Origin of the sequence: Companilactobacillus kimchii DSM 13961 = JCM 10707, assembly GCF_001435445.1 — a bacterium.
Taxonomy (GTDB): domain Bacteria; phylum Bacillota; class Bacilli; order Lactobacillales; family Lactobacillaceae; genus Companilactobacillus; species Companilactobacillus kimchii.
The window spans coordinates 19,633-46,258 of the sequence record NZ_AZDH01000003.1; the positions used below are offsets into that span (position 1 = coordinate 19,633).

Annotated in this window: 30 protein-coding genes; 14 read left to right on the forward strand and 16 right to left on the reverse strand. The window is 34.2% G+C overall.

The annotated features are described in order from the left end of the window. Window positions 1-107: 107 nt before the first annotated feature. On the reverse strand, window positions 108-236 hold the full coding sequence (locus tag FC97_RS13760) for a hypothetical protein (protein WP_261764088.1): 129 nt from the start codon (window positions 234-236) through the stop codon (window positions 108-110). A gap of 270 nt (window positions 237-506) precedes the next feature. On the opposite strand from FC97_RS13760, the gene FC97_RS01230 reads away from it, so the two are divergent. Then, on the forward strand, window positions 507-713 hold the full coding sequence (locus tag FC97_RS01230; protein WP_054643356.1) for a YxeA family protein: 207 nt from the start codon (window positions 507-509) through the stop codon (window positions 711-713). A 1,098-nt stretch (window positions 714-1,811) separates the two neighbouring features. Further along, window positions 1,812-2,624, forward strand: coding sequence for a hypothetical protein (locus tag FC97_RS01240; RefSeq protein WP_054643357.1), 813 nt, complete (start codon window positions 1,812-1,814; stop codon window positions 2,622-2,624). Window positions 2,625-3,491: 867 nt separating this feature from the next. On the opposite strand, the gene FC97_RS01245 is transcribed toward FC97_RS01240, so the two are convergent. The 8 genes from FC97_RS01245 to FC97_RS01275 form a co-directional block, all read right to left on the reverse strand. Continuing rightward, window positions 3,492-3,938 carry a hypothetical protein gene (locus FC97_RS01245; protein WP_054643358.1) on the reverse strand — a complete coding sequence of 149 codons (447 nt, stop codon included), beginning with the start codon at window positions 3,936-3,938 and terminating at the stop codon, window positions 3,492-3,494. A 74-nt stretch (window positions 3,939-4,012) separates the two neighbouring features. Next, window positions 4,013-4,231 carry a hypothetical protein gene (locus FC97_RS01250; protein WP_054643359.1) on the reverse strand — a complete coding sequence of 73 codons (219 nt, stop codon included), beginning with the start codon at window positions 4,229-4,231 and terminating at the stop codon, window positions 4,013-4,015. 329 nt (window positions 4,232-4,560) lie between these two features. Next, the gene (locus tag FC97_RS01255; RefSeq protein ID WP_054643360.1) at window positions 4,561-7,209 is read right to left on the reverse strand and encodes a DNA primase family protein; all 2,649 of its coding nucleotides are present in this window, start codon (window positions 7,207-7,209) and stop codon (window positions 4,561-4,563) included. Window positions 7,210-7,349: 140 nt separating this feature from the next. After that, the gene (locus FC97_RS13325; RefSeq protein WP_156314097.1) at window positions 7,350-7,493 is read right to left on the reverse strand and encodes a hypothetical protein; all 144 of its coding nucleotides are present in this window, start codon (window positions 7,491-7,493) and stop codon (window positions 7,350-7,352) included. Then, window positions 7,486-7,731, reverse strand: coding sequence for a hypothetical protein (locus FC97_RS01260; protein ID WP_054643361.1), 246 nt, complete (start codon window positions 7,729-7,731; stop codon window positions 7,486-7,488). The genes FC97_RS13325 and FC97_RS01260 overlap by 8 nt, the downstream gene beginning before the upstream one ends. A 122-nt stretch (window positions 7,732-7,853) precedes the next feature. Further along, window positions 7,854-8,072: a hypothetical protein gene (locus FC97_RS01265; protein ID WP_054643362.1), complete on the reverse strand. Its 219-nt coding sequence runs from the start codon at window positions 8,070-8,072 to the stop codon at window positions 7,854-7,856. Window positions 8,073-8,131: 59 nt separating this feature from the next. Continuing rightward, window positions 8,132-8,395, reverse strand: a complete 264-nt coding sequence (locus tag FC97_RS01270; RefSeq protein ID WP_054643363.1) for a MerR family transcriptional regulator — start codon at window positions 8,393-8,395, stop codon at window positions 8,132-8,134. A 1-nt stretch (window position 8,396) separates the two neighbouring features. Continuing rightward, window positions 8,397-8,618: a helix-turn-helix domain-containing protein gene (locus FC97_RS01275; RefSeq protein WP_054643364.1), complete on the reverse strand. Its 222-nt coding sequence runs from the start codon at window positions 8,616-8,618 to the stop codon at window positions 8,397-8,399. 143 nt (window positions 8,619-8,761) lie between these two features. On the opposite strand from FC97_RS01275, the gene FC97_RS01280 reads away from it, so the two are divergent. The 10 genes from FC97_RS01280 to FC97_RS13600 all read left to right on the forward strand — a co-directional run bounded on the left by FC97_RS01280 (window position 8,762) and on the right by FC97_RS13600 (window position 18,370). Continuing rightward, the gene (locus FC97_RS01280; protein WP_054643365.1) at window positions 8,762-9,499 is read left to right on the forward strand and encodes a helix-turn-helix domain-containing protein; all 738 of its coding nucleotides are present in this window, start codon (window positions 8,762-8,764) and stop codon (window positions 9,497-9,499) included. A 46-nt stretch (window positions 9,500-9,545) separates the two neighbouring features. Continuing rightward, window positions 9,546-10,694 carry a tyrosine-type recombinase/integrase gene (locus FC97_RS01285; protein ID WP_054643366.1) on the forward strand — a complete coding sequence of 383 codons (1,149 nt, stop codon included), beginning with the start codon at window positions 9,546-9,548 and terminating at the stop codon, window positions 10,692-10,694. A 486-nt stretch (window positions 10,695-11,180) separates the two neighbouring features. Further along, the gene (locus tag FC97_RS13765; protein ID WP_256970475.1) at window positions 11,181-11,312 is read left to right on the forward strand and encodes a hypothetical protein; all 132 of its coding nucleotides are present in this window, start codon (window positions 11,181-11,183) and stop codon (window positions 11,310-11,312) included. 98 nt (window positions 11,313-11,410) lie between these two features. Next, window positions 11,411-11,596, forward strand: coding sequence for a CsbD family protein (locus tag FC97_RS01290; RefSeq protein ID WP_025084965.1), 186 nt, complete (start codon window positions 11,411-11,413; stop codon window positions 11,594-11,596). A gap of 171 nt (window positions 11,597-11,767) precedes the next feature. Continuing rightward, on the forward strand, window positions 11,768-12,094 hold the full coding sequence (locus tag FC97_RS01295) for a heavy metal-binding domain-containing protein (protein ID WP_025084966.1): 327 nt from the start codon (window positions 11,768-11,770) through the stop codon (window positions 12,092-12,094). Between the two features lie 9 nt (window positions 12,095-12,103). Then, window positions 12,104-13,534 carry a C69 family dipeptidase gene (locus FC97_RS01300; protein ID WP_054643367.1) on the forward strand — a complete coding sequence of 477 codons (1,431 nt, stop codon included), beginning with the start codon at window positions 12,104-12,106 and terminating at the stop codon, window positions 13,532-13,534. 39 nt (window positions 13,535-13,573) lie between these two features. Further along, window positions 13,574-15,103, forward strand: coding sequence for a glutamate/gamma-aminobutyrate family transporter YjeM (gene yjeM, locus FC97_RS01305; protein WP_054643368.1), 1,530 nt, complete (start codon window positions 13,574-13,576; stop codon window positions 15,101-15,103). A gap of 146 nt (window positions 15,104-15,249) precedes the next feature. Beyond that, window positions 15,250-16,203 (forward strand): quinone oxidoreductase family protein, encoded by a 954-nt coding sequence (locus tag FC97_RS01310; RefSeq protein WP_056967670.1) that lies wholly within the window; start codon window positions 15,250-15,252, stop codon window positions 16,201-16,203. Further along, entirely contained in the window at window positions 16,203-16,637 is a 435-nt protein-coding gene (locus FC97_RS01315; RefSeq protein ID WP_054643369.1) for a MarR family winged helix-turn-helix transcriptional regulator, read from the forward strand. Before FC97_RS01310 ends, FC97_RS01315 begins: the two co-directional genes overlap by 1 nt. Before the next feature lie 101 nt (window positions 16,638-16,738). Further along, entirely contained in the window at window positions 16,739-18,370 is a 1,632-nt protein-coding gene (locus FC97_RS13600) for an SLAP domain-containing protein (protein WP_054643370.1), read from the forward strand. A 228-nt stretch (window positions 18,371-18,598) separates the two neighbouring features. On the opposite strand, the gene FC97_RS01325 is transcribed toward FC97_RS13600, so the two are convergent. From FC97_RS01325 to FC97_RS01345, 5 genes are all read right to left on the reverse strand, one after another. Beyond that, window positions 18,599-19,273 carry a type 1 glutamine amidotransferase domain-containing protein gene (locus tag FC97_RS01325; RefSeq protein WP_054643371.1) on the reverse strand — a complete coding sequence of 225 codons (675 nt, stop codon included), beginning with the start codon at window positions 19,271-19,273 and terminating at the stop codon, window positions 18,599-18,601. A gap of 3 nt (window positions 19,274-19,276) precedes the next feature. Next, complete coding sequence (locus tag FC97_RS01330) at window positions 19,277-20,491, reverse strand: NADH:flavin oxidoreductase/NADH oxidase family protein (protein ID WP_054643372.1); 1,215 nt, start codon at window positions 20,489-20,491, stop codon at window positions 19,277-19,279. Between the two features lie 61 nt (window positions 20,492-20,552). Further along, a complete protein-coding gene (locus FC97_RS01335; protein ID WP_054643373.1) occupies window positions 20,553-20,861 on the reverse strand; it encodes an ArsR/SmtB family transcription factor in 309 nt (102 codons plus the stop codon). Window positions 20,862-20,967: 106 nt separating this feature from the next. Further along, window positions 20,968-22,206 (reverse strand): serine hydroxymethyltransferase, encoded by a 1,239-nt coding sequence (gene glyA, locus FC97_RS01340; RefSeq protein ID WP_034543912.1) that lies wholly within the window; start codon window positions 22,204-22,206, stop codon window positions 20,968-20,970. A gap of 4 nt (window positions 22,207-22,210) precedes the next feature. After that, entirely contained in the window at window positions 22,211-23,023 is an 813-nt protein-coding gene (locus FC97_RS01345; protein ID WP_054643374.1) for a DNA/RNA non-specific endonuclease, read from the reverse strand. Window positions 23,024-23,215: 192 nt separating this feature from the next. Here FC97_RS01345 and FC97_RS01350 point away from each other — a divergent pair, with 192 nt between their 5' ends. After that, complete coding sequence (locus FC97_RS01350; protein WP_054643375.1) at window positions 23,216-23,812, forward strand: sugar O-acetyltransferase; 597 nt, start codon at window positions 23,216-23,218, stop codon at window positions 23,810-23,812. Window positions 23,813-23,864: 52 nt separating this feature from the next. Here FC97_RS01350 and htpX read toward each other — a convergent pair whose 3' ends face one another. Next, window positions 23,865-24,773: a zinc metalloprotease HtpX gene (gene htpX / locus FC97_RS01355; RefSeq protein ID WP_054643376.1), complete on the reverse strand. Its 909-nt coding sequence runs from the start codon at window positions 24,771-24,773 to the stop codon at window positions 23,865-23,867. 12 nt (window positions 24,774-24,785) lie between these two features. Then, window positions 24,786-25,334, reverse strand: a complete 549-nt coding sequence (locus tag FC97_RS01360; RefSeq protein ID WP_025084810.1) for a LemA family protein — start codon at window positions 25,332-25,334, stop codon at window positions 24,786-24,788. 164 nt (window positions 25,335-25,498) lie between these two features. Between FC97_RS01360 and FC97_RS01365 the strand changes: the two genes are divergently transcribed. Further along, window positions 25,499-26,575 carry a serine hydrolase domain-containing protein gene (locus FC97_RS01365; protein ID WP_056967672.1) on the forward strand — a complete coding sequence of 359 codons (1,077 nt, stop codon included), beginning with the start codon at window positions 25,499-25,501 and terminating at the stop codon, window positions 26,573-26,575. Window positions 26,576-26,626: the final 51 nt, after the last annotated feature.

The following is a 26,626-nucleotide window of genomic DNA, read 5'->3' on the forward strand; positions in this document are numbered from 1 at the left end:
CAACTCAATTAGATGATGTTGTTTGTGTATCAATAGCTATAAAAGTAAATATACCGTTAACTGAACGAAATTCATCAAAACACAAGTTTTCTGGAAGGCAATCACATCTATTTGATATTGTCATATAAGATTCTGCTTACTGTATTTACTGATACTCCGATGATTTTAGCAATTGATGTTAAAGTGAAGGATTCCTTGGCCATAGCGAATGTTCTGTTTTGAACTTGTTTAGTCATAGTATGATTTTTGATTAATAAATCACTGTGAGCACCACAGGTGCTAGCACAGTTCTTACAAATATATTGAGTATCAAATGATACTCAATACCGTCCTTGACTGAAACATTATTGTTTTCTCCATGTTTGATTGGGTTTAGTCGCTTAAATCTTAACATGGGAACAGTGATGTTCTTTTTTTATTTTCTAGAGATTAAAAAACTGGTATTGATTATTCATCAATACCAGAAAGTTAATAATTAAATATTATTAGAGCTAGTAAATGAGTAAATGAAATTTACTCATTTACTAGCTCTTTTCGTGTTGTTGAAAGATTCTATCCAGCTTTTTGGACGTGATGAGGACGGTTATGGTAACTACGATTATCAATTAACGAGTTATGATTCAAATGGAAAACCTCATCCAGCCAAATTTACTGGTACGACAAGCTTAAATATTGGCGAATTATTTGAGAAAAGAAGAGATTTTTTATTATAAGTTGCGCAACAAATTGATTAATGACTTCATGGCGTGATATAATTGCATTTGCAAAGAGTGAGTAACTTATAGATACACCAAAACCCCCAACGAGTGGAAGTCGTTGAGGGTTTTTTAGTGGGCTAAATTGCCTTTTCCTTTTACTTGCGGTGTTTCCGTTTTAGCCAATCGGTAAACCAAGCGGTTACTAAGCCGACTACAAGTGGGGCAAAAAGTGAGTTAAACAAATAGATACACCCCCAATCCGTTGCAGGATTGTAAGGCAACTTTCTTATTTTATCATAGCCAAATCAAAAAAAATCCAGTTTTTATATTATAAGAGAAGAAGTAAGTGAACTTCAAAATAAGAAACAGAGAGAATCTTTTATGATAGAAATCTTTATTATATCGATTTTACTGTTTTACATAATTCACCAAGTAGAAGAGTTTACATCTTCGATTTTCATAGTAGAGATTATAAAGAATATAGTTCAACTCTTGCCCTTAATTATATTTTTATAACTTTATAAAGTTATAAAGGCTCTATCCTTCTCATAAATAAAATAGAAGTATGATTCAACAACTTAATATCTGATAACTTGACAGTATTTAACCAAAAAGCCAACAGGTCCTCATTATCCGGCTTATCTTGAATAGATTCGTAGTGATTATAATATTCTTCAGCAAAATAATTTTGGAAAGATCTAAATATGTAGGCCGATCTATTCTCTGGTCTGGCCTTTTTACTTTTTAGCGTCTCCATGACAATTCTCTTTATTTCGTTAACTATTGTCGTTTATATAAACTCGTTTTTCTCAAAAGTTGTGGTCAAAACAGGGTCGTCTAATCCACACCCTTGACCAGTTTAAACATTGATTCCTTTGTGTTTAAAAAAGTAAATTTTCTAATCTTCCCTTTTCGACCTTTTTATTTTATCTTGCATTAAGTAATCATCAGTTTTCAGATTTATGTCATCCTCCTACAAAGTGTTAAATGTTATATGCTAAATATATTTAACACTTTGTGGGAGACAATTAACAAACGAGACTTTTCTTTTTGTCTTTACTAGTTGAATGACAGTGCTAAAGTCTTAATTAGACAGTGATTCGGGGGAGAATTATGTTGAAAATTAAGGCTTTTCTTTTGGGGATAGCGGTTTTGCTAGGATGTGCCAGTTCAGTAACTGTTATACAAGCTGCAGGACTAGGTGGTCCTAATGTCGGGAATTATATATATGAAGATCAAGAAGTAGTTACTAATCAACAGTATGAAAAACTGAAAGATATCAATGGTCAAATTGAAACGGGGCCTAATCCGCAAAGATTATATATTTTAGTATTGAGTGATAATGATAGTATAAGACGCTTTAATTATTTAACTGATAATGATCCTAAAACTAAAGGAATACCAGAAGATATAGTTAATAAAACTGGTGAAGTTTTATATGGACATAATCATTATTACGATATTGATTCGGATGAAAATGGTATACCAGATTGGAAAAACAATTATTTGGTCTACGATTTAAAGAATAACCGGGTTTATTTTGATCCTAGTGATCAATCAAGTTCATATATTACGGACCTAATGTTTTGGAAGATTAAGATTGGAATGAATAATTTAACTGATGGAACCACCACACGGAGAATGGAAGCTTTATTTGATCTAGCAGAAAGATTAGAACCAAAGTTGCAAAAGGTTGCTGATAATAAAGAGTTCATATACTCGAAAAGCTATTATGATATTAAAAATATTGTTAATGGGGTTTTGCTTGTATTAGGGATAATCGTTGGATTGGTTATCTGGTTTATTATTCATCGGCAAAATAAGAACCATCCTCATAATGGCGGTGGATCTGAGTTAGGCAATTCAGATTATGATGCTGGTTTTGACGAAGGGTACTATATGGGAAGTCAAGATCCATTTATGTAAAAAAATTTTAGTTATGAATTTGTTTGATTTTTTAGCTTTACCGGTTTAATGAGAAATTTATTTTTTTGTGAACTAGCAACGGGGATAAATTTTTTACCATCTTTATAGACAAATTGGATAACATCATAATTGTTATCTAGCTTTTTTGCCTGTTTGGAAACAATATCTTGAATTGAATAAGGAAGTATAACATTGTTTGAACATAAGTGTACACGAATGTACATAGATGTACATAAAATTATATTTAGAATTTTAATTAATAGAATTTAGCGTATAAAAAATAGGTTGTACGTTCAAGAGATTATTTATAATCTAAGCCCCGTTAATATACAAGGGGTATAGTGTGTAATCGTTGGTATGATAAGTGAACTAAGTCATACACGGCGTGTGTCAACGTCCTAAATATAATTAGAATTACTAATTCAATTGATTATATAAAATTAACAAAACTTACTTTAAATCATGCAAAAATAGACTAATTTAGAGCAACTTAATAAGGTTTTATAGTTCTTATCGATTAATGAATACAATTCTTAGTTGCCTTAGTATCAATGATTAATACATTCCAATAATGTCTATGTAATGTTACTTATACGTTAAAAGACGCTAAATATTTAATTTACGGAATTTTTTTTAAAGCTCATGCCCACTATGCGAGCTGTCTCCCTAGAAACAGTAGGCGGGGGTCTATAAAGAAATAGAGAGCATACAATTAAGTATTTACTCTCTTACCCCCCTCATGCGTAATACATAAATGTGTTAAGTATTCACTCATCCCCGTTGTTCGGTTTCTCTAGAAATCGATTAAATGGTTGAGAGGGGGGGTGCTGATAGACTACATATTATTAATTTGTTGTGTGATCAATACTAATCATCAAACTTTATTCGCTCAAAGTAGCAACTATCGATAGTATCTTTGTCATAGTAATTATTAGCAAAGTCTAGTAAAGCATCATCCCATAGGTAAACATACTCGCCATCTTTTAACTTCATAACGTCCCTTATGACGTACTCCGAGTATCGATACTTCTTAAAGTAAATTAGCGTGAGTATTTGTTTCTGTTTATTATTTAAAGGTTCAATAGCTCTATCGATTTTATTTATTTGTTCTTTAATCTCTAAGTATTTAATTAATTTATTTTCAGTTCCATTGGTATTATTATCATTTGATATGTAGGCTATATCGATGTGCGTTCCTTGGATAGTTTCCAATTCATTGGCTTTATTAGTTAAATCTCTATACTGCAATAGTTGAGCATTGGCTTTATTAACAAGCTGTTTCCAGTCCATTATTTCATTATATCCTCGTGTCATTATTACACCTCGTTATTATTTATTTGTGAGTAGATAAAAAAAGGATGCCACGTTTATGACATCCCTCAGCATCTCTATTTGATAGATTGTATGTACTTAATAATGATAGGGAAGCTATGAGCATTATCAATAGATAATACTTGGCAATCGTTTTCAGCTAATACACTACATACATCATTGATATAGTCTTGTGTATTTTTAGCACGTTCAAACGGATCACTATTATAACCACCGCTCACATCTCTAGCAGTTATATATTTCACTTGATACATTCTTTTAGTTTGTTTTGTCATTATTTACATCTCCATTAATTTTTAAAGTAGTAATAATGCATGTAGGTGCATAGTTAATAAACGTTGATACATCAGGGCTAGCAAGGGCAACTATGCACTATGCACGTGCTTTTAACTTAGGTTGTTCATATGTTATATAGTGTTTTCTTACTAAGATAATAACTATTAAATATATAAAAACTTAATATAAGGTGCTTACCTGCATAGTTGGTCTTATAAACGTTGATACAATAGACTTTTGAAACAATGCACCATCTTTTTCACGTGCATAGGCACGTGCATACTTTGTTTGAAAACATTGATATATCAGGGCTAAATAACTATGCACGTCATTTTATTAGTCTTTTTTGATAATCACTAATCTGTCTATTAATCTTGTCATATTCTGGACTATCTTTATTAGGTAAATTATCGTGCAAATCCAATGTATCAATTAATAACTCTCTTAGTGGGAATCTGAATGAACGTCCTTGATTATTAGATGCATAACTAATATTCTCGCTATCTGTATAATTAGAATACTTAGTAGTTGGAACAATATTAGAATATGTATACCTACATTGTATTAATGGTAATTTATCTATAATTAGATCGTTTCGATTATCTTTACTTTTAGCAATATCATCAAAATTTTGCATAGATATGGTAGTTATTTTATTTTGTTGTTCGTTAAGAATGCCCTCAACTTGTTTAATAAACGTTTGCTTGGCTAGTGGCTTCTTATAGCCATTATCATTACACCAATTTTGATAACTTTGATATAAGGGTTTGCTACCAATGCGAGCAATAGGCAATTTAGACATGAAATCATCAAAGAATTGTCTAACCGTATCATTATCGACTTTAAATTCATCCATTAATTCCTTTGATGCATCAGGTTGCGTGTATTCGGTAAAGAATGGTATTTCTAAGGCTTTTTTTAGTAGCCATTCACGTGTTTCTTTAGTCTTAATGAATAAGCCCTTAATGTTTTTACCGTCTCTACTAGGTGCAAAATGAGCGTTAAACGGAATGATAATCATACGTCTATACGTTCCACCAGTTTTGTTTTTAAAACTAGGCATTTCATTAGTTGATTGAATAATAGTACCTTTAAATCTAAAAGATATTGGCTTCTTATTCTTGCGATCGGTAAATATAACATCCCCAGTAACAGCACTATTAAAATTTGATGAGTTATCAATATAAACATTAGATTGTAAATCATCCCCGATGTTTACAGTTTTACCAACCAATTCGTTTATCATAAAACGTTTGTCCATATCATCAACTTTAAGATGTGCGGTATTATCATCTCCAATAATAGCTTGTAACAAGTCTTGAAATGTACCTTTACCGTTAGAACCGTTATTACTTAAACCGCCATTTGTTTTACCTAGTAGGAATATTGCTTGGTCTCGTGAAAAGTTACCATTTACGGCATCAGAAATCACTTCGTATAAAACTTTTTCTATTTGAATATCCTTACAGGCAAGGTCACTTATAAGACTGCTAGGAGTCCAATATTTGCCGTTAGACATTTGATATTTAGGTTCTTTAGCATACTTATTATAGTTAGTAGCAATTTTTGTTATAAATTTATAACTTGGATCAAAGGGGATGAGCTTATTATTTTTTTGATCGTAAATACCGTTACTAACGGGTATTAATGTTGGTCGTTGTTCTAATTCATTAATACTTGCTCGTAAAATAAGTTTGTATCTTACACCCTCAATTTGTTTCTCCGTATAGCTTTCTTCAATCTGATCTACAAGTTTAGCTAAATATAAATCGTTAGTATCGTAAATACCTTTATCAAAGTTATACATACATACCAATGCATCGTCTTTACCAGTGGTTTTAAATATAGGGATGTACATTTTAATTAGTTTGGCTATTGCGGACTGTGAAAGGGTGTTTTTTGTTTGTGCATTTGGATGTTCTAATTCAAGTTGTTCATTAATTTTATTTAACCATTCATCATGCGTATGTTTCATTTTGCTAATAAGCAAGTTAGTAGTCATTTTGACAGACTTAAATTTGTCTATTGTGCTTGATGAAAAGAACTCACTAAATGACTTATCGGGATCGTTAGCGGAGTAATTAAAATGAGCTTTTAACTTTCTCATGTTATCATTAGCCCACTTATCGTTACCATTAGCTAATATAGTCATAGCCTGTGTTAAAACATTGTAGGATATTTCTTCACGTTGGTAATACCCAATTAAACCAATGAGAATATTTGAGAAATTACTTTCATCATTTAAATAGTCGTGATGTCGTTTACTCCAGATTTCTAAAAGACTAATGGCATCAGCATCATCAATAGGATAAATGTTGTTGTTGCTATTTGTGGGCACGGTCGTAGGTGTTTTAATAGGGATGCTAGACGTGATGTAATTATCAACTTTTAGAGGTTGTCCCTCGTGATATTTTAGAAAGTTATCCATTTTTTTAGTATGAATATTCTTAACAGGCAAACCCATGACTTGAGACCATTGTTCGGCACTGGGATCATCCTGTACGCCAATCTTTTTACATACATTAGTGATTAAAGACTTACGTTCATTCTCTTTAAAAGAACGATCAACTGTAAAAATAAGTCTATAACCATAACCCTTTTTTTCATATATGTGAGTTTTGCGGTTTGTCCACATAAGATTTGAATTAATACTAGGGTAGGCAAGCCATTCAATGTTATTAAAATGTTTTGAAAGATTATTATACATTGTTGATACATCATGCCTTGTTAAGTGGTCAATATCTAAAATTAAAGCATCCCGTGTCAAAAGATTTTCATTAGACCGTGTAGTAACGCCATTTTTTAACGTTCCAGATATTATATATTTAGCTTTAGTTTCTTTAAATTGTTTGTTGCCGTTCTCATCTTTTCCGTTAGATGTTTGTGGCGTGTAATCTAAGATATATTTAATAAGTGGTTTAGTGGTAGATACCTTAGTTAGATTGTTATTATTAGTACCAGTTTGAAGATATAGCAATTAAACACCTCCTCGTTATTTGTTCTCATGTATTGCGCCGTTAACTAGTTCTATTAATTTATCGTGATTGGCATTAGCACCTCTTAATAAGACATCACACAACGCCTGTAAGTGGGGTGTAACACGTTCTAATTCGTTTACTATCTCGGTATCGGTATATTTACCACTAATATTTTATTGGATAGACTGTCTATATTTTCTGCTAATAGTTCTAGTAAATTTTTATTGTTATCCATGTGATAGGCAATATATTCAATGTCGTAAGGATCAATTACTTTAGTCATTGTTAATAGCCTCCAATAGATCGGATATTTCAGCGTTAACATCGTTTATTGATAGCGATACATTCATGAGGTTATCTTGAATAGAATTTAAACCGTCTTGATCTAATAACGTGAATATTGCCGTTACTTTACTTTCGGATGATAAACATTGTGTTGTGTCAACCATATTTATAATTAAGTCTATTAGTTGTTTATTCTTTAAGTTGTCACTTAATATAGATTGTATTTGTTCGTTCATATTAATGAATCTCCCTCAATTTTCGTTTATAATTGAGTGTAGATATTGTAAAGAATATTGCGGACTTATCCTTACTTTGGCGAGAGAGGATAAGTCTTTTTTATTTACACTCGATTTCATAATTATTTCGCTATTTCTGTATCGTAAATATGTAAGATTTCAGCTACTCGCAAAGAATCTTTAGCTAGTTTGGTAGCCAATTCAGTAGCATCATATGAAATGCTATTCTCAATAACCACGCTATCATTTTCGATAGCATCAAAATAAATATGCATTTCGTCATATAGTCCTAGTAGCTCTTTGTCTAATTTGTCATCTAATTCACTGTTGTATGGTGTCATATGTTGATTTCTCCGATTATTTTATTTGTATTAGTTTTAAACGCCCCGCTAGACTTGAATTATTGTTCTAATACAAATTGTTTAATTTCTTCTTTACTGTAAAGCGTGATACCTCTAACAACGTGGTAAGGCATCCCAATAGCAAGAAACTTATCAAGCGTATTATTCGATACACCTAAATATATACAAGCCTCTTTCTTACGAAAAAAATCTTTACTATCAATGCTGGCATCTTTACGAGCCTTGTTAATAGAATCAGTAACCAACTTATAAATATTATCCCCAAGGGATGCATATTGATCGTGTGATAGTGTAATCTCCATTCTATTTGTCCTCCTTATTTAAAGCTTGTGGTTCGTATTCGATTAATTCAGATAATGAAATCTGTAAAAAATCGCAAATTTTTTCTAGGGTTGAAAGTTTTAGATCATTAGCACGTTTATAGTAAATGTCTGTAACTGTTGTTCTACTTAGACCAGTATTATATGATACATCTGAAATACTAATAAGACGTGAACCTAGAATCATTGAAAGATTATTTTTCATAGTATTCTCCTTTCTGTATAGTAAACACTACATCAGTTGTAACGTTTAAACGTAGATTATACTATTGATTATGATTTGTCAAATACACTACAAGTGATGTATACTATTCTTGTTCAATAGAATGTACTAATGCGAGGAAAACTATGATAGTTATTAAACTGAAAGAACTATTGGAAAAAAATAATGTATCAATTAATGAGTTATCGGATGAAACAGGAATAAGTAGAACATCGCTAACACAATTAGCTAATGGCGATAGTAAAATGGTTAGAATGGAAACCATTTCGAAAATAATGGACTTTTTCTCACTTGATAATATTACTGATTTAATGGAAAAAATCAGTAAGTATAGTTATGATGTAAAACAATTTAAAGTTGATTTTAAGAAGAAAAATATTTCTTTTGAGTTTTCATATAATGAAGATGAAACGAACGGATCATTTAAAGTAATTGCTCCATTCATATTTGAAGATGACATTATTAAGATAAATTTTTTTAACTTAAAATCGACAGAAGATATAACTAATGTTTTAAAAATGATTGATGTAGTTTCTAACTACTTTTTAAGTACCATTACAGGGAAAGCATTAAAGAATGGTGAAAATAAATTTAGACGTGATTTAATTAATAATAAAATGACTATTCCTATCATGGATGTATCAGATACCGAACTGGTTTTACTTCAATTTTGTAAAGAAATAAGTGAAAAAATATCCAAGGAATTTCAAACAAATTATTATAATGATTTTCCATGGAAAGATAAAAAGGGAAAAATGAGGGCTGGAATACTAACATATATATACGTATGGCCTACTATCTATGCATTGGAATCATTGGAGTTACCTAATGTGACTATGATTAGTCACAAGTGGCTTAATTAACCACCCACGAAACTAACACGCCCCGCTAGCGTTTAGGAGTAGGACAATGACAGAAATTAAGATGTACGAAAAAAAAGACGGTACTACCGCCTACATGTTTAGTGTTTATTTAGGAATGGACGAACTCACGGGCAAAGTAAAAACTACTACTCGTAGAGGTTTTCAGACACAAAAAGAAGCCCGCCTAGCAATGTCTAAACTACTATTAGACACTGACAAGCATGGCTTTCAGAAATTAGATAATAAGCCGTTTAAGGCTATTTATGAACAATGGTACGATCAATATAAATCAACGGTCAAAGAATCTACTTATACTAAAACCGATGAACACTTTACACTTCATATTTTACCAGAAATAGGTAGCATCCCTATGAGTAAACTTAAAACTATTCATATTCAGACGGCTGTTAATAAGTGGTTTAAGGCTGGTTTAACTAGGTATAAGAGATTTTACAATTATATTAATAGAGTGCTTATATGGGCTTATAAGATGCAGATTATTAATGATAATCCCGCAAGTAGGATTATTTTACCAGTTAACACAAGCCAATTTAAAACAATGAAAGATAACTATTATGATCTAAAAGAATTGAAACATTTTTTTGAATGTTTGAATGACTTGGATAATCCACAAGCATACATGTACTTTAGATTGTTAGCATTTACAGGGATGAGAAAAGGCGAGAGTTTAGCATTACTTTGGACTGATATAGACTTTAATAATAATCAGATTAGTATTACTAAAACGGAATCGCAAGGCGCTCACGGTCGTTTATTAGTTAATACACCTAAGACAGATGCTAGTGTAAGAGTGGTTAATGTTGATAATAAAACTATGTCAATGCTGAAAGACTGGCGTAAGACACAACGCAATGAGCTGTTAATGTTAGGTTTTAATACAATCAATAAAGATCAATTGGTTTTTTCTAACAATAGAAATACTATGCTTGTTCCTACTAAGCCTAGAATATGGTTGCAACGTGTTGTGCAACGCTTTGACTTAAAGAATGTAACTGTTCATGCATTTAGACGTACGTTTGCTACACTTGCGATTGAATCAGGTGCCACGTTGAAAGAAGTACAGGCACAATTAGGACATTCAAGTTATAAAACTACTGCCGATGTGTATACAGAAGTTACTAAAAAACAACGTAAAGATACAGCTCAAAAGTATGCTAATTATGTTAATTTTTAGAGGGTATATAGTCAAAATATAGTCAAAGGGTGTTATTTCACTAAATAAAAGGCTTTAAACGTTGGTATTACAGTATTCTATGATTGAGTATCTTGTTCCCAATATGCCCAATAATAGTAATCAATTTATTAAAAAGGCTGTTAACCTGAAGGTTAATGGCTTTTTGATTTCAAAAAATAATTAATAATAAGAAAAAAGAGCAAAAAAATAGCCGTCCAACTTTGGCGAGTTACGGTTATTTAAGAACTTATTGAATTAATCTAACATAGCCACCGTCTTAAGCGGGCTACATTTGGGGAGATGTTACGGCATCTCTCTTTTTTGCTTCTAAAAAACTTACAAACGAATTATAACATGGATTATTTTTGAATACATCAAATCCATATCGCTAATATTACAATAATTGCTTAAGGATTCTTTAAGAAATGACCATTACAATTTAAGTATTATAAAATAGAACTGTAAGAACGAAAGCGGGTGTAACAAATGACAAGAACTGATAGATTACGCAAAAGAAGAAGATCAGAACGAATTGATCGTAATTTGATCATTGTAAGGTTGTGTATTGTTATAGCTATGATTTATTTTATTTGTCAGGTAGTTGCAACAATTCATTAATTGATTGATCTTTTTGATGTGTGAGCTTCTAATTTGCTAGATCAACCGGTAACTTGCTAAACTTTAATCATAAATAAAGTTATGAGAGGAGTTTTATTATGAGTGTTGATAGCAAAAAAGATGCAATTAAAGGTAAAACAAATCAGGCCGTTGGCAAGGCTTCTGGTAACGACAAACAAGAATTAAAAGGTAAAGTTCAAGAAGCAATGGGTAAAGCCAAGGATAAAGTAGATGAAGCAGTTGATAAAGTTGCTCATAAAGTAAATGAGAAAACTGATAAATAAGGATCAAATGAAATTCTTTAAAAGTGCTGTCACAATAGTTGTGATGACGCTTTTATTTTTTTAATCTCCTTAAAATAGGTGTAATTAATTTCTAAATAACCACTCATAATACCTTTTGAATGTGTTACATTATTTAATGGAGTGAAATAAATATTTTTGTGAGGTGAATCAATGGATAAGAACGAGATATTGGTAACTACAACTGAGCATATTCCAGGACATGAATACGAAATTATTGGCGAGGTTTTTGGTTTGACTACTCAATCAAAAAACGTCGTTAAGAATATCGGTGCTGGGTTCAAAAACATCGTTGGTGGCGAAATTAAAGCTTACACTGAACTGCTAACAGAAGCTCGTGATATTGCAATTAGTCGTTTGCGACAAAATGCAGTTGATATGGGCGCTGATGCTGTAGTCATGATGCGTTTTGATTCCGATTCAATTAGTGCTGACATGGAAACAGTTGCAGCATATGGTACCGCAGTAAAATTTAAGTAAGGTGATTTGATGGCATTAGAGTATAACAAGAGTTCTTTATCTGCATGTACCAGTATTTTGATTGGTAAGGGCGCAACTGTTGATGGTTCTACTATTATTGGTAGAAACGAGGATGCAAAGGCATCTTGGCCTAAACATTTTGTGATTCATGAACATAAAGAATTTACTGAGCAACAAAAATTTATTTCTCAAGCCAATGATTTTCAAATGGACTTACCTAAGATTCGCAGTAAATATTCCGCTACTCCTGAATGGACTTCAAAAGAAGGCCTATTCGAAGAGGATGGCTTTAATGAATACGGAGTTGGGATGAGTGCTACCGAAAGTGCTTATTCTAACCAACGTGTTTTAGGTGCAGATCCTCTTGAAATAAATGGTATTGGTGAGGAAGCTATGATTACAGTAGTTTTGCCTTATATCAAGACGGCTAAAGAAGGCGTCTTGCGTTTAGGTGAAATTATTGAAAAATACGGAACTTGTGAAACTAACGGAGTCCTTTTCTCTGACAGAGATGAGGTTTGGTATTTCGAAAGTGGATCAGGTCACTATTGGGTAGCACAGCGCATTCCCGACGATAGCTACGCTGTGGTAGCCAATCAATTAGCAATTCAAGAGATTGACTTTGACGATGAAAAGAATTTCTTGTATCACAAGGATATTCAAAAATTTGTTTCTGACAATCACTTGAATGCTAAACCAGATACGTTCAATTTTAGAGAAATTTTTGGAACGCATACTCTATCCGATGAGATTTACAGTACGCCACGGGTTTGGTGGGGCCAACAAGAGTTTTCTGGTAAGACGGATGAAAGTCCTGAAAGTGAAAACTTGTCTTTTATCAAAAAGGCTAATCGTTTATTGAGTGTCGATGATGCTCAAGATTACTTGGCTTCACATTTCCAAAAGACGCCTTATGATCCATTGAATGAGTCAAAGGATAACAAACGTTTCCGTCCAATTAGTTTGGCTAAAACACAAGAGTCACATGTCTTACAAGTAAGACCTAATATGGCTCCTGAAATTGCTTGTGTGCACTGGTTAGCCATGGGTGTAGCTTCACAAAGTATCTATGTTCCTTTCTATATGGGAATGACAGATACTCCTGAAGAATACAAACTTGGAGAACTACCATACGACAGTAAGTCAGCTTATTGGACCTACAAATTGGCTGGAGTTTTACTAGACAGTCATTATAAAGAACTTGGAAAAATGTTCCAAGACAAGCAAGAGGCTATCAATATCACGTTACGTAAAAAGTTGCATGATTTTGATGAGCAAGCTTCAAGCAAAGATGATGAGGAATTACCTAATTATTTAACAAAAGCTTCATTTGAAATGGCAAAACTTTCAATTGATGGTTATAAAGAGCTAATCGCTCAATTAATTACGGACTCGACTGATTTTTCACCTCTTAACTTCAAGACGGATATGAATTTGTAAAAATTTGTACATTGAAAATTAAATGAGGGGTTTTATAAAATGAATGATGGCAATTCGCCGAAAAAAACAATCACATTATTTGGATTAATAATGATGATTTTCACGGCAATCTTTGGATTCGCTAATACTACTGTTGCTTACGAGCAAATGGGATTGGCAAGTATTATTTGGTACATTTTCGCTGCACTTCTATTCTTCCTACCTGTAGGATTCATGGTAGCTGAATATGGTGCCGCCTTTAATGAAGCAAAGGGTGGAATTTATTCCTGGATTGAAGGAGCTGTTGGTGCAAAATGGGCATTCATCGGTACCTTTATGTGGTTAGCTTCATGGGAAGTTTGGCTAGTGTCAACTTCTTCAAAAGTTTGGATTCCACTTTCAACAATGTTTGCAGGACATGATGCCACACAAACATGGGGATTATTTGGATTAAGTGCTACACAAGTTATTGGTATTCTAGCTGTTCTTTGGATCATATTTGTTACATACACAGCTTCACAAGGTATTGATAAAATTTCCAAGATTTCTAATTTTGGTGGAATTATGACAATTGCCTTACAAGTTATTTTCTTTGTTTTAAGTTTGGCAGTTTTGTTTATGTCAGGATTCCACACAGCTGAACCTATCAATGGCTTAGACACATTTATCCATTCTGCTAATCCTGCATTTGCTTCACCACTAGGGATGGTTTCCTTCATTGTTTATGCAATCTTTGCATACGGTGGTATGGAATCTGTTGGTGGTGTTACTGATAGTATGAAGAATCCTAAAAAGGATTTCCCACGTGGTGTTTTAATTGCGGCTGTTATTATGGCTTTAGTTTATTCATTAACTATTTTCTGTTGGTCAATGAGTACTAACTGGAACGCCGTTATTGCTAAAGGTAATGTTAACTTAGGTAATATTACTTACGTTATGATGAGTAATCTTGGTTACCAATTTGGTAGTCATATTGGTTTAGGTAGTGCCGCTGCCATCGCCTTAGGTGAATGGTTAGCTAGATTTACTGGTTTCGATATGTTTGTTCTTTACATGGGTGCTTTCTTTGTTTTGATTTATTCACCATTGAAGTCATTCATCTTGGGTACACCAAAGGACTTGTGGCCTTCAAAAGTTACAAAGCTAAATAAACATGGTATGCCTGCTTATGCAATGTGGATTCAAGCCGCTGTTGTTATCGTCCTTATCTTAATCGTTGATATGGGTGGTAAGAATGCTAAAGCACTTTATAATGTTTTGACATTGATGGCTAATGTTTCTACAACTGTTCCATACTTATTCTTAGTTGGTGCATATCCATTCTTTAATATGAATAAGAATATTGAAAAACCATATTTCTTCTATAAGAATAAAAAAGCTATGTGGACTGTTACAACAGTTGTCTTCTTAGTTTTGGCTTTCGCCATTATCTTTACATTGCTCCAACCAATTATGGAAGGTGCATATACAGATGCTCTTTGGACAATTATTGGACCAGTTATCTTCGGTTTAGTTGGTTTCACACTTTACTACAGATATGAGCATAAATCTAAAAATAAGGTTACTGATACAGCTGACGCAACCGATTAAAAAGTAATAGATCTTATCAAATTTTGATAAGGTCTATTTTTTTAGAGTGAAATTAGTTGCACTTTGCACCTATTGGTGCTATTTTAATTAAGTGCAAAACACACATAATATATTAAATATAAATTTAAAAAAGAGGTAATTAATTTATGAAAGCAGCAATCGTTACAGAAAAGGGAACTACACCAATTTATTCAACTTTTGAAGAACCGAAATCTAAAGAGAAAAATGTACTTGTAAATGTTAAGGCATCAGCCTTAAGTAATTTAACTAAAATGAGAGCTCTAGGAAATCATTATTCAGCCGATCATGTTTATCCAAACGTGGCCGGGACAGATGGAGTAGGTGAGGCTGATGGAAAAAGAGTTTATTTCTTAGCTACTAATGCACCCTTTGGGTCTTTAGCAGAACAAACATTGATCAATAAGCAACTCATGGTGGCATTACCAGATGGTATTAATGATGTTACAGCTGCTGCTATTGCTAATCCAGGGATGTCATCTTGGGCTGCCTTGGTTAGTCGAGCACATTTTCAAGCTGGTCAAACGGTTTTGATTAATGGTGCCACAGGAACTGCCGGAAGTTTAGCTGTCAAAATTGCCTATCATTTAGGAGCTAAAAAAGTAATTGTCACTGGAAGAAATGCAACGAAGTTGGCCAAATTAGAAGCTGATAAAGCAATTGCCTTTGATATGGACAAAACCGATGGTGCTAATCAATTAACAAATGACTTGGCAGAAGTATTTAAAGATGGTGTTGACGTTGTATTGGATTATCTTTGGGGTGATAGTGCGTTAGCTATTATGACAGCAGTTGCTAAATTCGGTGGTCATCATGTAACCAAATTTGTTAGCATTGGTGCCTCAGCCGGTCAAAGTGATATAGCTTTGCCATCAGCAATTTTGCGTTCATCCGCTATTGAAATTTTGGGCAGTGGTGTTAAAAGTGCCACAATGTCAGAGCTACTTTCAGCTATCAACGGTGTATTTAATTGGGCCGCGGAAGAAAAAGTAGAAATGCCGGTGAATGAATTCAAACTAGCAGATATAGAACAAGCTTGGCAGGCACCTTTGAACCCTCGTGCAGTGGTGGTGATGAAATAATGGATAATCAATTAATTGAATCATTGGTAAGCATCGTTTCATTTTTTAATCGAACTGACCGTGATCAAGCTTTTATCAAACAAGCTGGAGTTGATTTAGAAGCAGTGTCATTTCAGTTATTTGTGACTATCGGTCGTATGCAACCAACGAATGTCTCTGATCTAGCTAATCTTTTAGGCAAAAGTCATTCTAGTGTTAGTCGACAAATCGATAAGCTGGAACAAAAACAACTCGTCACTACTAAAGATGGAGAAAAAGATGCTCGAGTTCGCTCAATAGTTTTGTCGGAATCAGGAGAAGAATTGAAAAAAGTTTTAGATAAAACCAGAGTAGAAATGATTGATTCAGCTTTGAAAGATTGGTCCGAAGGTGAAAAAAAGGACTTGCTAGGCAATTTGGAACATCTAGCAAGGACTTTAAAAAATATTAAATAAAAATTTCAAAAAAATTTGATAGAGCTGTGTAATTGTCATATTGTGACATACCCCTATGCTAATCTTTCTTAGTAAAGAAAATGTTATGGAGGAATGGGATTTTGAATAAAAATATTAAATATATGGGGATTACAGCTGTAGCCTTGTTAGCTGTTGCACCAATTGCTGTACCTGTTTTTAATTCTGCAACAGAGATTACTGCTAAAGCAGATACAGTGAATGAAGATACTAAAACAAATGCCACTGATACTAGTAAAGTATACAAAACTAGTGTAGAAGACAATTGGACTGGAATAAAAGGTGAATGTCATATAACCGGTACTTTTCCAGCCATTAAAGATGGTAAACAAATAAACATTTCCTATAACAGTGTCTATGTTAATGGGAAAGACTTTGACAATAATGAAGAATTAAGAATGCCTGTATTTGAAGGATATTCAGTGGATCAAGAATACATAGTACCTAAATTGCAAAGGAATCCCAAGACTAATGCTGTTACCGGAATTATCCTTCCAAATGGTATTCCAACTTATACGAAAAACGGTAGTCCAATTTCATCTACGACTGAAAGTAATGAAGCTTATCAAATGTCATCTATACTCCCGGACAATTCAGGTCAAGAAAAACTTTCTAACTCTACGGATATAACTGCAGCTCAGAAGGCGGATGCCCAAAAATGGGAAAGTCAGATGAAGAATAGTTTTAAAGTTACTAAAGATATGCCTTTGATTACTAACGATGATTACGGGTTGGTATATATAGTTGGTTCAGATGGATGGTTTAGGCTTGATGCTAGTGATTTGACACCTCAAACTAATATTTTTGGAGCTTTTAGTTCAGACAATCATAATACAGATGAATTTTTCATGCATTTTAATGATAATAAAGATAGAAGTGACCTTTACTTTAGGCATGATGATAATAAGGCAAATAATTATGCTATTTTTGCGACAGCCACCGCAAATGATGGAACAATTAAGAGAAATTTGACTCCCAATGAAATTGATCAATTCTTAGAAGAAAAAGGCGGTAAAGGTGTAACTTTCCACTTTGGAGTTCATTATGTTGAAAATCCAATTCTAGGAAATGGTACGTGGGATCAATACTTGGGAGATAATTCTAAGCAGGTAGCTTCTAAGGATGTTGTTGTATTACCACCAGATACTGACTCAACAAATACTGGTTCAAACACAAATACAGGAAGCACAACAAATACTGGTTCAAACACGAACACAGGAAATACAACAAATACTGGTTCGAATACAAATACAGGTACTTCAACCAACAATAATACAAATACTTCAACAACTACTGATGAAAATAAGAATAGCGATGAGACAACAACACCAGCTACATCATATAGCTCAGTATATACACCAACGACAGGTACTGAATTATACAACGATAATGGTACGTTGCTCACAAACGTTGGCCTTGGTAAGAATACAGCATGGAAGGTTGACCAGAAGAAAGTTGTTAAAGGCGTAACTTATCTACGTGTTGCCACAAACGAATGGGTTAAAGTAAATAATGGTTTGGAAATCAAACTAATTGATTCGGTTATAAGAACTGATAAGCAAACAACTTTGTATAACAGTAAGGGTGAAAAAATTACTAACCGTGTGCTAGGCGCTGATACTGCATGGAGAACTGACAGAACAGCTCAAATCAATGGTCAAACAATGTATCGAGTTGCCACTAATGAATGGCTTGCAGCAAAGGATGTTAAATAATTTTCTCAATAGAAATTAAATGTTAAAAAAATCTCACTTTATACAATTATTTTCGTATAAGGTGGGATTTTGACATATAGCGACACTGGCAAGTCATATACTGTTAAGTGGAATCAGATGATTCCGAATATTTTTCCCATATTTATTTATGAGTACGTGATAAACCCCTTTATCCGTAGCTAAACGAAAAGTCCAGAAGCATATGCTTCTGGACTTTTTGTACTGTTTTTAATTATTCTCAATTAATATTCTAGCAACGGCTCTAGCGGAAAAAGGATTTTGTCCGGTGATAAGTTGACCATCTTGGATAGCAAATTCTTTGTAGGCACGTTTCTTTTGAAAGTTGGCACCGTGTATTTTAGCAACTTCTTCATTGAGGAATGGCACAACTTTTCTTTTACCAGCTAAAATTTCTTCAGCAGTTGTAAAGCCAGTAATTTTTTTACCAGCAATCAAGTAATTGCCGTCATTATCTTTAACATTGAGTAAACCAGCAATGCCGTGACAGACGGAAGTTACGAAGCCACCTTGTTGATAAATTTTTTGGGTAATATTTTGCAATTCGGGATTGGTAGGGAAGTCCCACATAACTCCGTGTCCGCCAGTATAATAAATAGCTTGATAATCCTTGGGTTGAATTTGTGCTGGCTTCAGTGAGTTGGTTAAAGCTCGTTGTTGAAAATCAGAACTGCTGTAAATATCCATAGTGGATTTGTCGGTATATTTGAAACTGCGAGGATCAAGAGGAACGAAACCGCCTTTGGGGCTAACGTAATCGACTTCAAATCCGGCTTTAGTCACTTCATCAACGAATTCGGTGGCTTCACCTAACCAGAGTCCGGTAGCTTGGTCAGTGCCTTTATATTCAATTGTATTTGTTAAAACAACTAGAACTTTTTTCATAAGTTACTCCTTATCACGTTGTGGCATTAAAGCAGATAATCCTTGATGTTTGAGGGAGAACAGCAAGGCTCCCCAAGCATTGGTTGTGTGTTGAATTGCTTTACCTTCAGCAATGCGCAACATTTGTTGTTGATAGAAACTTAAACCAATCAATGATCCCACTTTTTTATCCAATTTTTTTGAACCAGTAGTTAAATGATGTAGTTTTACAGAAGTAAAGTTACCCCATTTCAATTGGTTAGGTAAGTCAGGCACCATAACTAGAGGGCGAGCTAATCCGATAAAGTCAGTTTCGTTATTTTGAATAGCATTCTCCATACCAGTAGCAGTATTGAAGCCGCCTATAACAATAATTGGAGTTGAAATAGTCTGTTTTACTTTTTGAGCGTAGTCAATGAAGAAAGCACCTTTACCGATTCCTTGCATTTTAGGATTTTCGTAATTACCGCCAGAAATTTCAATCAAATCAATACCTAATTGATCCATTTTTTGAATTACTTGAAGTGAGTCTTCTTCAGAGAAACCATCTGAACGAAAATCGGATGAATTGATTTTTAAAGCAATAGGGAAGTCACGGCCAACTTTTTCGCGAATGCCAGTATAAATTTCGGTTAAGATGCGCATTCTATTTTCCAATGTGCCACCGTATTCATCATTTCGTTGATTATCATGTGGTGAAAGGAATTGGTTCAAAAGGTATCCGTGAGCTGCATGGATTTCGACTCCTGAAAAGCCAGCTTGTTGTGCAATTGCTGCAGCTTCGATGAACTTATTGATAATCTGTTTAATTTCTTCAATGCTTAAGGCTCTAGGTGTATTAAAAGCAAAACCGTTAGAACCAGTCATAGGAACAGCACTAGGAGCAACTGGCTCTTTACTGATAGTTTTAGGTGACTGCTTACCGGGATGATTTAATTGCATGAAAATTTTGGTATCATTCGTGGTTCCGGTTAGAGCCCATTTCTTTAATAAATTCAAATCCTGCTGATGATCGACAACAATATTGCCATATTCACCACGAGCATTGCGGTCGACCATAACGTTTCCGGTAATAAGAAGACCAGTGCCACCTTGAGCCCACTTTTGATAAAGGGAGATAAGTTCTTTTGTTGGTTGATAGTTTTTATTACCTAAGGTTTCGCTTAAAGCAGCTTTAGCAAATCTATTTTTAATAGTAGTACCATTTTTTAAAGTTAAAGGTGTGAAGATAGTTGTCATAATATTCTCCTAATAATGAGTTTAAACATTTGAACCTATTGGGCAAAAAATAAATTTCATCCTACTTGGATGAAATGCTATTCTCGAGTGAAACAGTTAAATCTTTGAGCAGTTGAACTGTGTCATCTAGTGAAACATGATATAAACGTTCTTTACCGACTTTGTTTACAGCGATAACACCAGCATCTAGCATTAATTTGAGGTGGTGGGAGACGGCCGGACGTGATAAGTTAATTTGTTCAGTAATTTGATTGACAGTTAATTCTTTATTTTTACATAGTAGCAAAATTATTTTCTGACGATTCTCATCTTGAAAGATACCAAAGATGGGCATACCTTTTCGAAAAAGGTTCATTGTTTCTTCAGCCATATTGATCTCCTTAATTTAATGGGTTTAAATGTTTAAACTTATGATAATAGCTGTAAACTAAAATGTCAACAAAAAAAACAGAGCTTCAGCTCTGTTTTAGTAATTTCTATTTGATAGGATGCTTGTCTGTTAGTGCTTTTGTACGAGCATCTAATTTCTTTAATTCTTCAGGATCATTGTGATACTTAATAGCGTCAACAATAATACGTGCTACTTCTTCACAATCTTCTTCGTTAAAGCCTCTTGATGTGATAGCAGGAGTACCTAGACGTAGTCCAGATGTGTACTTAGGAGGTAATGGATCATTAGGAATAGCTTCCTTGTTAGTTGTGATGTGAATTGTATCAAGAAGGTTTTGAACTTCCATACCATTCATATCTGTTTCAGTTAGAACCACGTTTAGCAAGTGATTGTCTGTACCACCGGTTAGAACTGATAGGTTGTCAGCATCATTGATAACTTTGGCCATAGCTGCAGCATTTTTCACAACTTGTTCCATGTAATCCTTGAATTGAGGTTGAAGATCTTCACCGAAAGCAACTGCCTTACCAGCAATAACATGTTCTAGTGGACCACCTTGAGTTCCTGGGAAAATAGCAGAGTTGATCTTTTTGCCTAATTCAGCTTTGGCAAGGATCATACCACCACGAGGACCTCTAAGAGTCTTGTGAGTAGTTGTTGTAACGATATCAGCAACGCCAACTGGATTTGGATGTAAACCAACAGCAACTAATCCAGCAATGTGAGCCATATCAACCATTAGGTAAGCACCAACGGAGTCGGCAATTTCACGGAATTTGTTAAAGTCGATAATACGACTGTATGCAGAAGCACCAGCAACGATAAGTTTTGGTTTTACTTCTTCGGCGATTCTTTGAACGTCATCATAATCGATGAAACCTTCAGCGTTAACACCATATGAATGGAAGTTATACATTTTACCAGAAAAGTTAACTTTTGAGCCGTGTGTCAAGTGACCACCAGCATTAAGATCCATACCTAAAACAGAGTCACCAGGTTTTAGAACTGCTTGGTAAGCTGCAGCATTAGCTTGTGAACCTGAATGAGGTTGAACGTTAGCATATTCGGCGTTGAATAACTTTTTGGCACGATCAATAGCGATTTGTTCAATTTGATCGATATATTCACAACCACCATAGTAACGATGCCCTGGATAACCTTCAGCATATTTGTTTGTTAAAACTGATCCTTGAGCTTTTCTAACATTGTCAGAAACAAGGTTTTCAGAAGCAATCAACTCAATATTTCTATTTTGTCGTTCTTCTTCCTTTTTGATTAGATCGAAAACTTCTTTATCTCCTGTACTATATTGCACTACGACCATCTCCTTAATAATTATTATTAACTACACTTGTACCATCGCTATAGTTAATCTTAACACCATTCTCAACGTTAAAAATATACACATTGAAAGATACTGCTTTATCTGGTTGACCTGATGAAGTCATTGATTCAGCCATCATTTGAACGCCACGTGCAACTAATTCATCATTACGATATATCGGTTTGACTCGATATCTGATGAAGTTGCTAGGATTTTGCTTTAGGTAGTAGGCAATATCGTTTTCGTGTTTGAGCATTTCTGGTGAATTCAGAGAGCGAGTACCAGTCATCAAGTTCTTAGGATTATTATTCTGTCCAGTTAACTGATAACCAATGAGGTGTGAACGATTATATAGCCAGCCACCCTTGATGCGCTTATTGTGCCAACCGGTTGGATTAACATAAAGTGCTTCACGCTTTTGGGTAGGCATTAAGCTCTTGCTTAATAGTGCATCAGCTTGAATTGCACGGTTTAGGTTATCTAAATCGGCGAATTCTTGCCAGGGACCATTTGAGACATTTAGTTCGGATTTTGTAAAAGTAGGCGTATTGTTATTAACTTCTATTTCTTGGCTACCATTGTAATTCAGATTGGCCAGACTAGAACCCGAGTAAGATTTGCTTTTTTCTACTTGCTTTGGGTTATCGCCAGTCCCAATCCCATTGTTCTGGTAGGATTCGTAAACGCCTGAACCACCAACCACAATCAGTAGTAATCCTAAAGATACCAGTTTGCGGTGCAGACGTTTTTTAGGCTTGACCATGAATGTTGTAAACAACACGATGGCACCTAATAAAACAAGCAATAACATATACATAAAATCGTTCCCCTTACTATGAAGATTTTGGAAATCTCCATGTATGATTTTATCATATATTTTCAGAAATCTAGAACATTATTTGCTGAATTCTGAAAATTAATTCGGAATTACTCTGGATAATTGAAAAAATTATAATAATTCATGATAAAATTCACTTAATAAGTATTAATGTGCAAGCAGGGGGAAAAGATGAATTTAGATGAAAAATTTCAATATATGTCAACCGGACGGCCATATGATGATTTGGATCAATTATTGGTTGATGCTAGAGCAAAATCAACGGAATTAACTACTAAAATTAATAACGAAAGTGATGAAGCAAAGAAAGAAGAATTGGTTCGTCAATTATTTGGTGGAGCAGGTAAAGCGCCATTCATTAATCCTAATTTTCGTTGTGAATTCGGACATAATATTTTTGTCGGAGATGATTTTTACGCAAACTATGATTGTGTGATTCTGGATGGAGCTAAAGTAACGGTAGGAAATAAAGTTTTATTTGGACCTAAAGTTGGTTTATATACTAGCAATCATCTGTTTGATGCTAAAGAGCGTGAAATTGGTGGGTGTATTGCCAAACCAATTTCGATAGGTAATCGGACTTGGTTGGCTGCTAATGTAACGGTTTTGCCAGGAGTGACAATTGGAAGTGACGTAATTATAGGTGCGGGTAGTGTCGTAATACATGATATTCCTGATAAAGTTATCGCTGCTGGTAATCCTTGTAAGGTTATTCGTCCTATTACTGACGATGATAAGACCGGTTTTGTTGGTCATGATTTTATTTAGTCCATAAAAAATAGCTCATTCAACCATAAAAGTTGAGTGAGCTATTTTTATACTATTCAAAAGTTTTTTTCAAGGCAGCAATACGATCATCTAAAGGTGGATGAGTATCGAAAAGTCCTGAAAAGTGTTTCTTTTTGGTTGGATCATCAATATACAGAGATGCACTTGCATCATCAACTCGACGCATTGGTTTAGTGCTTTCTTTTAATTTTTCCAGAGCATTGATCAATCCTTGAGGATTACGGGTCAATTCAGCACCAGATACATCGGCCAAGTACTCACGATTTCTGGAAATAGCCATTTGAACTAAACTAGCAATCAATGGTCCCAAAATAGCAAAGACTAAACCGACTAACCAAAGAACAACCCGGATGGCTCCAGAATTGTTGTTATCACGATCGTCACGGTCCATAGGAATCCACCAACGATAGGCGTTACCGATAATTGAACAAATCAAAATGATGGCTGATGATAGAGCAACAGAAATTGTTGATACTCGAATATCGTAATTTTTAACATGAGAGATTTCATGGGCCAAAACACCTTCGAGTTCTTCACGATTCATCATTTGATAAAGGCCACTGGTAACAGCCACAGCTGCATGTTGGGGATCACGTCCAGTAGCAAAGGCATTGGGACTAGGATCATCAATAATGTAAATCTCTGGTAAAGGGATATCGGCAACCATTGAAAGGTCCTCTACAATATGCCAGAGATCAGGAGCATCCTTGGCGGATTCTAGTTTCCTAGCACCATTCATCTGCATGACAATACTGGTTGATTGAAAATAAGTTATCAGTGTATAGACAATGGCGATTACTAATGCAATGACGATGCCTGAATAGATATTGTCAAAGAAATAAGCACCGATAAAACTACCTAAAGCTGCTAGTAACAAAAAGAAGAAAAAGAAAATAAAGTAAGTTTTACGTTTATTACGGTCAATTTGTTCATAAATCATAGGAAGACCTGATTAAAATTTAACCTTAGGTGCAGCTTTTTCAGCGTCAGGGATTTGGAGAAAGTCCATTTCCTTGAATCCATGGATACCGGCGATAAGGTTACGAGGGAATGTTTCAATGGCGGTATCATAGGCTTGAACTTGACTGTTGTAAGCTTGACGTGCATAAGATACTTTATTTTCAGTATTTGAAAGTTCTTCCATTAGTTGTGAAAATTGTTGATTAGCTTTCAAATCTGGATAACTTTCAGCTAAAGCAAAAACTTGTCTTAAAGCGCCAGTCAAAGCGTTATCGGCCTCAACCTTATCTTGGAGACTGTCAGCGTTAGTAACGTTGTTTCTCATAGCAACAACATTTGCTAGTGTTTCCTTTTCATGTGTAGCGTAACCTTTGACAGTTTCGACCAAGTTAGGAATTAAGTCAGTACGACGTTTTAGTTGAACATCAATTTGAGAACTGAACTCACGAGCACGATTGCGATATTTTACCAAACTATTGTACATACCTGCATAGGCGACAATTATCACTAAAATAATGGCAATTATTATTATTGTTTTCATTTAAATCTCCTTCATTTCTTATTGGCTATATTCTACCATATTGCAATGATTCTAGTGAAAGTAGACATATTGAAAATTTTGACTAAAATGTTATTAATTTTTTGAAAAATAATCTATACTTAACACTTAAGGAAGGTATTCAAACAGGTTTTAAGGTGAATATTATGAAAAAAATGTTTTTACCCATTTTAATGCTTTCATCTGCCTTGCTTGGTATTGCACCATCGACTGCATGTGTAGATAGTTCGGTTGATACGAATTACACTGATGAGTTTGCTCAAAAAGCCAATAAGATTCTTGATCAAAAAGGCTTTTCCGGCAGTTTGTTGGTTGTAAAGAATGGCAAACCGATATTTGAAACTAGTCGAGGATATTCTAATTACGGTACGAGTCTTTATAATAATGATGAAACATCGTATGAAATAGATTCGATTCAGAAGAATTTAACAGCGGCAATGGTCATGAAATTAGTTCAAGAAAATAAATTGAGCTTGAATGACAAATTGTCACAATTTTATCCCGAGGTTCCAGGTAGTAATAACATAACACTCAGACAAATGATGGCTATGACGTCAGGCTTAATGCTAAAGGGGGACGTCGGACCATACAGAGTCATGTCAGATTCAGAAATTATAAATGCCGATATTAAGAATACAAAATATATCGGTTTATTACACGATAAGTGGAATTATCAAGCCATTAATTTCAATCTACTTTGTGGTATTTTGGAAAAAGTAACTGGCAAAACTTATCAACAATTATTTACAGAGACATATACTAATAAACTAAATCTCAAACATACTATCTTTGCTTATGACTATTCTCCAGACGTTGTTAAAGCAATTGGATATAACAACCCTAATCCTTTGTCGATCAAGATGGATTATCAAAACATTTTCTATACTAAGAGATATTATGAATACGATGAACTAGGTACTGGACAAGTCTTCATGAGTGCCAGTGATTTGTATAAAGCTGAAGAGTACATCATGAATGGGTCCATGTTGACGAAGAAATCACGTGATGAATTATTTGTTCCCGGAAGTATTAGTACTTATGGCGGTGGTATGTATCATGGTAAAGATGATAACTACGCTAATGGCTGGGGATACGGTTTCCAAGGGGTAGTCCATATCTCTGACGATGGTAAGACAGCTGTTGTAGCTTTAGAGAATTACTCTAGAAAAGCAGCGGATGTTAAGCCATTTGTTAAACAAATTTATCAAATGGTTAATGATTAGCTTTGTAGTTTAGGAATAGTGTGTTATTATAGTAGATGCGGGTATAGCCTA